The 8102-nt window shown below is 50.7% G+C and carries 8 protein-coding genes and 5 pseudogenes; 5 read left to right on the top strand and 8 right to left on the bottom strand.

What is annotated here, in order from left to right; all coding sequences use genetic code 11:
• Window positions 1–180: helix-turn-helix domain-containing protein (locus DO97_RS30445; protein ID WP_156120685.1), on the bottom strand; the 180-nt coding region annotated here is incomplete at its 3' end.
• 473 nt (window positions 181–653) lie between these two features.
• On the opposite strand from DO97_RS30445, the pseudogene DO97_RS31575 reads away from it, so the two are divergent.
• Window positions 654–737 (top strand): annotated as a pseudogene (locus DO97_RS31575) (IS5/IS1182 family transposase); the annotation flags it as partial.
• Window positions 738–982: 245 nt separating this feature from the next.
• On the opposite strand, the gene tpiA reads toward DO97_RS31575, so the two are convergent.
• Together tpiA and DO97_RS19665 are read right to left on the bottom strand one after the other, a co-directional pair.
• Window positions 983–1717 (bottom strand): triose-phosphate isomerase, encoded by a 735-nt coding sequence (tpiA, locus tag DO97_RS19670; protein ID WP_204368767.1) that lies wholly within the window; start codon window positions 1715–1717, stop codon window positions 983–985.
• Window positions 1718–2059: 342 nt separating this feature from the next.
• On the bottom strand, window positions 2060–2599 hold the full coding sequence (locus tag DO97_RS19665; RefSeq protein WP_036536826.1) for a DUF4126 domain-containing protein: 540 nt from the start codon (window positions 2597–2599) through the stop codon (window positions 2060–2062).
• A 249-nt stretch (window positions 2600–2848) separates the two neighbouring features.
• Here DO97_RS19665 and DO97_RS31570 point away from each other — a divergent pair.
• Window positions 2849–3554 (top strand): annotated as a pseudogene (locus tag DO97_RS31570) (diacylglycerol/polyprenol kinase family protein).
• Window positions 3555–3626: 72 nt separating this feature from the next.
• Entirely contained in the window at window positions 3627–4073 is a 447-nt protein-coding gene (locus DO97_RS19655; RefSeq protein ID WP_036536823.1) for a peroxiredoxin, read from the top strand.
• Between the two features lie 48 nt (window positions 4074–4121).
• On the opposite strand, the pseudogene DO97_RS31565 reads toward DO97_RS19655, so the two are convergent.
• Window positions 4122–5156, bottom strand: a pseudogene (locus DO97_RS31565) (amino acid ABC transporter permease).
• Between the two features lie 73 nt (window positions 5157–5229).
• Window positions 5230–6558: an FMN-binding glutamate synthase family protein gene (locus tag DO97_RS19645; RefSeq protein ID WP_036536822.1), complete on the bottom strand. Its 1329-nt coding sequence runs from the start codon at window positions 6556–6558 to the stop codon at window positions 5230–5232.
• Window positions 6559–6695: 137 nt separating this feature from the next.
• On the opposite strand from DO97_RS19645, the pseudogene DO97_RS30435 reads away from it, so the two are divergent.
• Together DO97_RS30435 and DO97_RS29910 are read left to right on the top strand one after the other, a co-directional pair.
• A pseudogene (locus tag DO97_RS30435) lies at window positions 6696–6864 on the top strand (IS982 family transposase); the annotation flags it as partial.
• A gap of 54 nt (window positions 6865–6918) precedes the next feature.
• Window positions 6919–7053 (top strand): annotated as a pseudogene (locus tag DO97_RS29910) (ISKra4 family transposase); the annotation flags it as partial.
• Between the two features lie 104 nt (window positions 7054–7157).
• On the opposite strand, the gene DO97_RS19640 reads toward DO97_RS29910, so the two are convergent.
• The 3 genes from DO97_RS19640 to DO97_RS19630 are packed head-to-tail and all read right to left on the bottom strand — an operon-like array spanning window position 7158 to window position 7892.
• The gene (locus DO97_RS19640; protein WP_036536819.1) at window positions 7158–7472 is read right to left on the bottom strand and encodes a hypothetical protein; all 315 of its coding nucleotides are present in this window, start codon (window positions 7470–7472) and stop codon (window positions 7158–7160) included.
• Window positions 7469–7720, bottom strand: coding sequence for a ssr2422 family thylakoid membrane protein (locus DO97_RS19635; protein WP_036536816.1), 252 nt, complete (start codon window positions 7718–7720; stop codon window positions 7469–7471). Before DO97_RS19635 ends, DO97_RS19640 begins: the two co-directional genes overlap by 4 nt.
• A complete protein-coding gene (locus DO97_RS19630; protein ID WP_036536079.1) occupies window positions 7707–7892 on the bottom strand; it encodes a ribbon-helix-helix domain-containing protein in 186 nt (61 codons plus the stop codon). The genes DO97_RS19635 and DO97_RS19630 overlap by 14 nt, the downstream gene beginning before the upstream one ends.
• Window positions 7893–8102 lie beyond the last annotated feature (210 nt).

Below are 8102 nucleotides of genomic sequence, written 5' to 3'. Positions count from 1 at the left end.
GGGGGTTTGTTCTGTTCGCTGCTTCGGACGGATAGTCCCGGTCTCTCGATATTGCTTCGTTAGTTTGCGTACAAAGCTGTATGCTACATGAAACTGTTCGGCTAGCTTGCGTTGAGAGGTCTTCCCGTCTATGTATCTCTCAACTATTTTTCTCCGCAAGTCTTCAGAATATGGGCGCACGTTTATCTAGATTAACAGTGGATTCCTATATCTTACCTCGCCAGCCCTACTAGGCTGAAAAACGCTATAGAGGATGTTTTAAAAGTCTTCCTGGGTGTATCCAACCACTCAGACCACCTAGAGACCGCTACGACAGAATCAGGGTTTATGGATTTTAGATTGCACCACTGAGTCGTATTTGAGGCTCAAGACGACCCTTTTAAAACATCCTCTTAGGTGACTTGCGTAGTTGTAAAGATCGCTTAGATTTTGGTTGCTTGTAAGATCCTTGCTGTCCTCCTAGTTTTTGCCGCTGGCTCAGAAAAACAAGAAATAGAATTAGGCAGAAACCAAACACCAGCAAGACACCAGATACTACTTGAATCATTGCTTATACAGAGTCGGTAGAAATGCATAGTAATGGTAAACTTGTAGGCTAGGATCTTTAACTATTGCAGACGATTCAATGAACTGTCCCGCTAGTAATGAATAGTAAAGAGCAGCGCAATTATGACAAATATTTGTACAAAGCAGGGTATTTGATTGAGAACTTTTTTGCCAAACTCAAGCAGTATCGGCTCTACCGGATCTGTGATTTAAACTGTATAGGAAGCTGCAAAATTTTGTTTGTCCAACGCCTGAAACCCAGCGATAGCTTGACATAATAAGGTTACCTTATCAGCGCAAAGCCGGGAGAGCCATAAACTTATGCTGGATGCTAAGGAGAATCCGGCTCTCCTTAGGCACCCTGTTCTGCAAACAGTATGATTGCGTCAAGCAGTGGACTTGCTGGTCATTGAATCCTGATCATGGGACTAGCGCATTACGGGGATTCTGAATAGTTGATAATCCGGCTAAAACTTTCTGATTCTAGACTGGCACCCCCCACCAGTACACCATCAATTTCAGTCTCTGCCATGATGGTATCGATATTATCTGGCTTTACCGATCCACCGTACTGAATGGGGACATTGGAGTAACTGAGTTGACCTCGAATCAGGCCAATCACCCGATTGGCTTCCTTGGCTTCACAGGTTTCGCCCGTGCCGATCGCCCAAATGGGTTCGTAGGCAATCACAAGTTGGCTGAGGTCAACACCCTCTAACCCTACCTGTAACTGATGGAAAATCAAGGCTTCTGTTTCATCAGCATCGCGCTGTTGCTTGGTTTCACCCACGCAGAAAATGGGAATCAGTCCAGCTTTTTGGGCGGCTTTAAGACGTAGGTTCACCGTTACATCGGTTTCGCCAAAATATTGCCGCCGTTCACTGTGCCCAACCACCACGTAACGTACCCCCAATTCCGTGAGCATCGCCCCAGAAATTTCCCCGGTGAAAGCCCCACACTCTGCCCAATGGACATTCTGCGCCCCAATGCGAACTCTACTCCCATGCAAGTTCATCGACATCATGGCCAAATCTGTAAAGGGGATACAGAGAACAATTTCTCGGTTATCCGGGGTGTTATCTAAATGGGGTACAAAGGCTTTGAGAAACTCCAAGGCTTCTGCTTGGGTCTTGTACATCTTCCAGTTGCCAGCGATCACAGTTCTACGCACGGGTGACTCGTTTAGCTCCAATACACAATCAAGAGTATCCTTCACTTTAGTGGTTTTTCGGCAGTTACAAAAGGTGATGCTCAAAGACCCTGTTCCGAGCATCCCTGGGTTGATCGCCTTTTCTGTCCCATCCATCAATGGTATTGAGTCAGGGACGTCAATAAAAGACGACCACCTTCTAGGCAATTGAACGGGACGGGGCGACAAAGATCCCAATGATAGTTTGAGCCATCAAGAATCTCAACAACGACCTTCTAGCCATAGCCTTGAGAGAATAGTATTCACCTGCTACGCCTAAACCTGTTGAGGCCTGGTGGGCGGGGCTTCGCCGGATGTTTCTGGTTAAAAATACCAATCGCGCCATGCCTTAGAACTCCGAATTGCCAACCACAATAACAGCAGGGCAATCAACCCTCCCTGCTTCGGGGCATCAAAGGCAAAAAGCACCAAAAAAATACAGAGTAGATCTTCAACTAAAATCACCCAGGGCGGAATCCCCCGCAGTCGATAAAACCAGCCAGCCTGAACCAGTTGGAAGACCAAGGCCAACAGACCGCTCACCCCACCTAAAATCCACACCAATTGAGGCGGAACAGCCATCGCCTTAGCAACAGTTATCCCCAGAATCATTCCGACAACGGGACTAAACACCAACTGGACAATTTGCAGAATTCGCTGCCCCATTAACCGCTTGGATGCCAGCAATTCAAACAGGGACCAACTGACTAGGACTCCTAAGACAATCGGAGGTGAAAACCGGGACAATAGGGGAATTTTTGCCCACAGCCCATTGCCGTACAACAGACCAATAACCAGCAGCGGTAAAGCAATTCGCATTCCTGCTGCCGCAGAGACAGACAGCACCGCCAGGAGTTCAATCATGGTTCAACAGCCCAGCAATTGAGGCACGGGTAACGCGAGGCATTCAGTCTAGCGTAAGTTCTCATCTAATCAGCTTCCGCCCAGTGGGTGGTATCTCAGATAACCAATTTCCCGATACCCACCGCTCCTGTAAAGTAATAAAGACCAGCAGGATGATTCCCTGGTTCATCCGTTGCTGACAACGCCCCGCGTCCGGTTAACGAGACATTCCTGGTGCTGAATTCTGCTTCCTGGCTTCCCGATGGTGCAGTGTTTTCTAACGCCCTGCCCTGGCTGATCGCCCTACCGACACTCGGGTGGCGCGTTGCCTTGGTGGGGGGGTGGCTGGGTTTGGTTGTCTTGGTCGCTGAAGGGCTGCACCGTGGTGGTGCTGCCAACCCAGAAGTAGTAAGAAAGGTGGTACATATAGGCACTGGCAATGTGATTTTGCTGGCTTGGTGGTTACAGATTCCGGCTTGGATTGGAGTTCTGGCTGCCGTCGTCTTCAGCGCCATTGCCCTTTTGTCCTACTACATTCCCATCTTCACAAGTATCAACGGCGTTGGACGCAAGAGCCTGGGAACCTTTTTCTATGCCGTCAGTATTGGAGTGCTAATTGCCTGGTTTTGGCCTGTACAACAACCGCAGTATGCCGCCCTCGGGGTGCTGGTAATGACGTGGGGGGGATGGGTTGGCGGCACTCGTTGGGCAACGCTGGGGGCAACATGCCTATCGGGTTTGGGACATGCCTAAAAGCTGGGAAGGCTCACTGGCGATGGGATTAGTCAGTTTTACCGTCGTCAGTCTGATCCTGTTAGGGGTAGAGGGAAATTGCTGGCAGACCTGGGCGATCGCGGTGGGAGTGGCTTTCACGGCAACTGCCCTGGAAGCATTTTCCAAGTTTGGCATTGATAATTTAACCGTTCCCCTGGGCAGCGCTGCCCTCAGTTATGCTCTGGTGGAACTTCTCCTGTAGTTGTGCTCAACACTTCCTCTAAAGCCAGACTAATATTAAAGTATGTAACGGACTTGTAAGGAAACAAAACCTATGGTTTTAGCAGTTGGCACCACCGCTCCCAACTTTAGTGTGAAAGACACCATCGGTAAAACGGTGACGCTGTCTGAATACTTGGGTAAGACAGTCGTTCTTTACTTCTACCCCAAGGACGATACACCGGGCTGCACCAAGGAAGCTTGTAGCTTTCGAGATTCCTATGCCGACTATGAAGGCAAAGATCTGATTGTCTTTGGGGTCAGTACCGATGACCAAGCCTCTCACCAGCAGTTCACCGAGAAGTTTAACCTGCCCTTCCCGCTGCTGGCGGATGTGGGAGGAGCGATTACCAAAGCCTACGATGTCGATGGCGGTGGCTATGCCAAGCGCATTACCTATGTGATTGATGCCACGGGCAAGGTTAGCCATGTGTTTGGAGCCGACACCAAGATCAATACAGAAACCCACGCCCAGGATATTTTAGCGGCGATCGCTGCCTAGTTTTGCAGTTTGCACCGCCCTGATAGTTCTCATTTGAGGATCAGGGCGTTATTTTTGACCCACCCTCAAATGCTGCTCCAGGCTGCGACCCGCCCAGGACAGGCTATAGCAAAACACCCAATAGATCAGACCCACAGCCAAGTACACTTCCGCTGCCCGACCAATAAATTGAGGCTGGGCAAGAATGGAGCGGGCAATGCCGGTTAGTTCTACGAGGGCAAAAATTGAGAGTAGGGAGGTGTCTTTGAATAGACCGATAAATTGACCGACAATGGCCGGGATCGCAACCCGCAATGCCTGGGGTAGCACGATCAATGAAATCACCAGGGGGGGGAGACAACCCCAGCGATCGTGCCGCTTCCACTTGCCCCTGGGGGACAGCTTGTAGCCCCCCCCGGCACATTCTCCGCCATGTAGGCGGCACTAAAGAGCACCAAGCCAGCGATCGCCCGCAGCACCCGATCCGGGCGTACCCCCAGGGGCATCACCAAAGGGAGCATCACCTGCGCCAAAAACAGAATGCCAATGAGTGGTAACCCCCCGGACAATCTCGATATAGGCCGTACAGAGCCAGCGCAGGATTGGCAGGGTGCTTTGTCGTCCCAGAGCCAACAACACTCCCAAGGGAAACGACAGCACCGTACTGGTGACGGCCAAGAGCAAGGTCAGTAACAGCCCATTCCAGAGATTGGTACTGACGGGACGGAGCCCGCCGCCGCCGCCGATCAACCACAGCATGATTGGGAAAGCCAAGATCCAGGCCAGAATGGTCCATTGAGGGGTTCGTTGCCACAGCCACCGCGAGGCGATCGCACCCCCCCCGATTAACCCTAACCCCAGCAGCAACCGCCAGGATTGGTTCACAGGATATCGTCCGATCAAAAACAGTCGCCAATTCACCTGCACCACCGCCCACTGAGCCTGGGTGATAGCCCAACGGCCAATTCCCAACACCGCCCAGATTAGCAAACTGCCAGTGGTGATTGTCAGCCCCACATTCAGCCAGGTGCTCAGCAGATTCTTCCGCACCCAGCGCCATCCAGGGGCAAATACAGCAAAGATTTGGGGAGGCAATGGCAACATACAAGAATGGCAGGCCAGCAGCGACTCTCTGTACGGTAGCCTAAATCATTCAACCTACACAGCCCCTGAATCGCTAAGGCCAGCCCGGTGTCCAATCCGTACCCGCCAAGGGGAGTCGAGCCATGGCGGCGGCCTCCACGGTGAGCGCTACCAGATCTTCCCGTTCCAGGTGATGAATGTTTTGCTTCCCACAGGCTCGGGCAATGGTGGTTAATTCCATATTTAAGGTTTGCAGGTAATTCTTGACGCGCTTTGCTCCAACTTCAGGTTCCAATCGTTTTGCTAACTCTTCATCCTGGGTGGTAATTCCCACTGGACACAGCCCCGTGTGGCAGTGATGGCAATAACCGGGGGCAGCACCAATGGCGGCGTAACCCTCGACAGCAGGGTAATGTGCACCATTTTGGACATAGGTTTCACTGTTACAGCCTAAGGCCATCAGCACCCCCTGACCGATGGAGACCGCATCTGCTCCTAGGGCGATCGCCTTGGCAACATCTGCGCCGGTACGAATGCCACCGGAAACAATTAGTTGTACCTGCCCCTTCATATTCAAGTCTTCTAAGGCATCCACAGCTTGGCGCACGGCGGCTAGGGTTGGAATTCCCACATGTTCAATAAAAACCATTTGGGTGGCGGCGGTTCCCCCCTGCATGCCATCGACGACAATGACATCGGCACCGGCTTGCACAGCAAGCTTGACATCGTTAAACGGTCGAGAGGCACCCAACTTGACATAGATTGGCTTTTCCCAATCGGTTAATTCCCGCAGTTCCTGAATTTTGATCACGAGGTCATCGGGTCCAGTCCAGTCGGGATGACGGCAGGCCGAACGTTGATCAATGCCTTCGGGGAGGGTACGCATCTCTGCTACTCGGGCGTTCATCTTTTGTCCCAGCAGCATTCCCCCACCCCCTGGCTTTGCCCCTTGGCCAATGACAATTTCGATTGCATCTGCCCTGCGAACATCATCGGGATTAAAGCCGTAGCGGGAGGGTAAGCATTGATAAATTAAGGTTTTGGAGGACAGCCGCTCTTCCGAGGTCATGCCCCCATCCCCTGTGGTGGTTGAGGTACCCATGGCCGTCGCCGCTCGACCGAGGGCTTCTTTAACGTTGGTGGACAGGGAACCAAAGCTCATGCCAGCGATGGTAATCGGAATCTCTAGCTGGATCGGCTTTTTGGCATAACGGCTCCCCAGAATGGTTTTGGTAGTACATTTCTCCCGATAGCCCTCTAGGGGATAACGGGAGAGGGAGGCACCGAGAAACACCAAATCATCAAAGTGGGGGAGCCGACGCTTGGCACCCAGACCCCGAATTTCATACAAGCCATGGGCGGCAGCATTTTGGATGTAGTGGAGAATGCGGCGATCGTAGCCCCAGGATTCTTCAAGTGCCATGATTTGATGAGGGTGCGGATGGTTAATATTCCTAGATATAGCGCTAGCCTGCATTATTCAACGTGAGTTCGGGATAAAAAAACGGGCGGAACAGATAGGCTGGAAGTACCAAAAAATTTTCATGCCTCTACCACCCTATGTTTAGTCTAGAAGCCTTATCTTAGTCACGTCGATGATTTCTGTCAGCAGTTTGAACCGCAATGGCAACAGCATTTGTTGAGCACTGGAGGGATGCAACGACAGCGAGAACGGGGACTGCATAACCGCGAAATTATGACGATCTTGGTGGGAGCGCGCCACTCTGGTGACAAGTATTAATACTCAAGGGAATTGGACTATTTGGTCAATGAGGGGTTGATCCTAGGCGACGGGCATGATGGGGTCTAGAATATCGTCGCTAAACCAGCCTCAGCACACCACCAACGGGAAATCTTGGACTGGTACCATCTCAAGGATAATCTCTACAAGGTCGGCGGGTCACTCAAGCGATTGAAACAGTAGGACTATTACATTGTCATTGCTGAAGCGGATTATCAGTAAGCCTTTTGAGCATTATCAATAAACTACCGGGGTAGATTTCGGGGTAATCACAGCCTCCGTCACAGCTTATCGACTGGAAAAAAGACCACCTTGCCAAGAATCCCCAGCAGGGTAGTCGCCAAGATTGCCACCAGTCCCCAGAATCGGGTTTCCTGCCCGTTGCCGCGTTGCTCTAGAGAGTCAATCCGCTTATTCAGAGAGCTATCCAGAGCATCAATTCTTTGGCTTAGGGACTTATCTAGTGCATCAATCCACTGATCAATGCTAATAACCCGTTCCTCAGTCCTGGCTTGACTGATTTTGATGTCATGAATATCGCCCTGAATGCCTTGAAGTAGCTTCAAGACTTCTGAGGTATCAGTAGCTTGTGTCATGCTGCACCTCCGATGAATGCCCGGATGGTTGGGGCGATGGATTGCAGCAAGGGAGAAAGTAAAGTAACAGTGCCAGCGGTAATGATGATCGTTGTCGCCAGCCGTTCAACCCTCTCAGAAGCTTTAACGTAAGCATCAAATCGGGTTTCTGCCTTGTCTAGACCGCTTTGATGCTTGGAAATAGCTTCTGCATTCTTCTCTACCAGTGCCTCAATCCTGGCTAGAGTATCCCCTTCACTTGCTTGCATGGGTTAGTTTGCCTTCCTTTTTGGCTTCTTCAATAGCGTCCTCAACCAGAATCTCAATCAGGTTGTTAAGGCTTCTGCGCTCAACCTTGGCTAAGCGCTCAAGCTCCTTCTTAAGGTCTTCTTTGAGATAAATAGATGTCCGAATCTTTTCTGTTGCCATATTGTCAGCCATGACTACATCCTTAATCATAATTACGACTTAGAGTTTAAGGGTAACACAAAAGTAGTTATTAATAGTTTATATTAAACAATAGTAGCACTACCATGAGTTTGCACACATAAAGAGAGAGCGTCCGCCGACCAAAATAAACGCTCTCTTACCCCTTACAGGAGGAACCCCAAAGCCTGGGGTATGCCACTGACAATCAAAAGCAAGGAGCAG

It is taken from the genome of Neosynechococcus sphagnicola sy1, from assembly GCF_000775285.1.
GTDB classification, from domain to species: Bacteria; Cyanobacteriota; Cyanobacteriia; order Neosynechococcales; family Neosynechococcaceae; genus Neosynechococcus; species Neosynechococcus sphagnicola.
The sequence above is the reverse complement of the archived record's forward strand: the minus strand, read 5'-3'. Positions and strand labels throughout refer to the sequence as shown.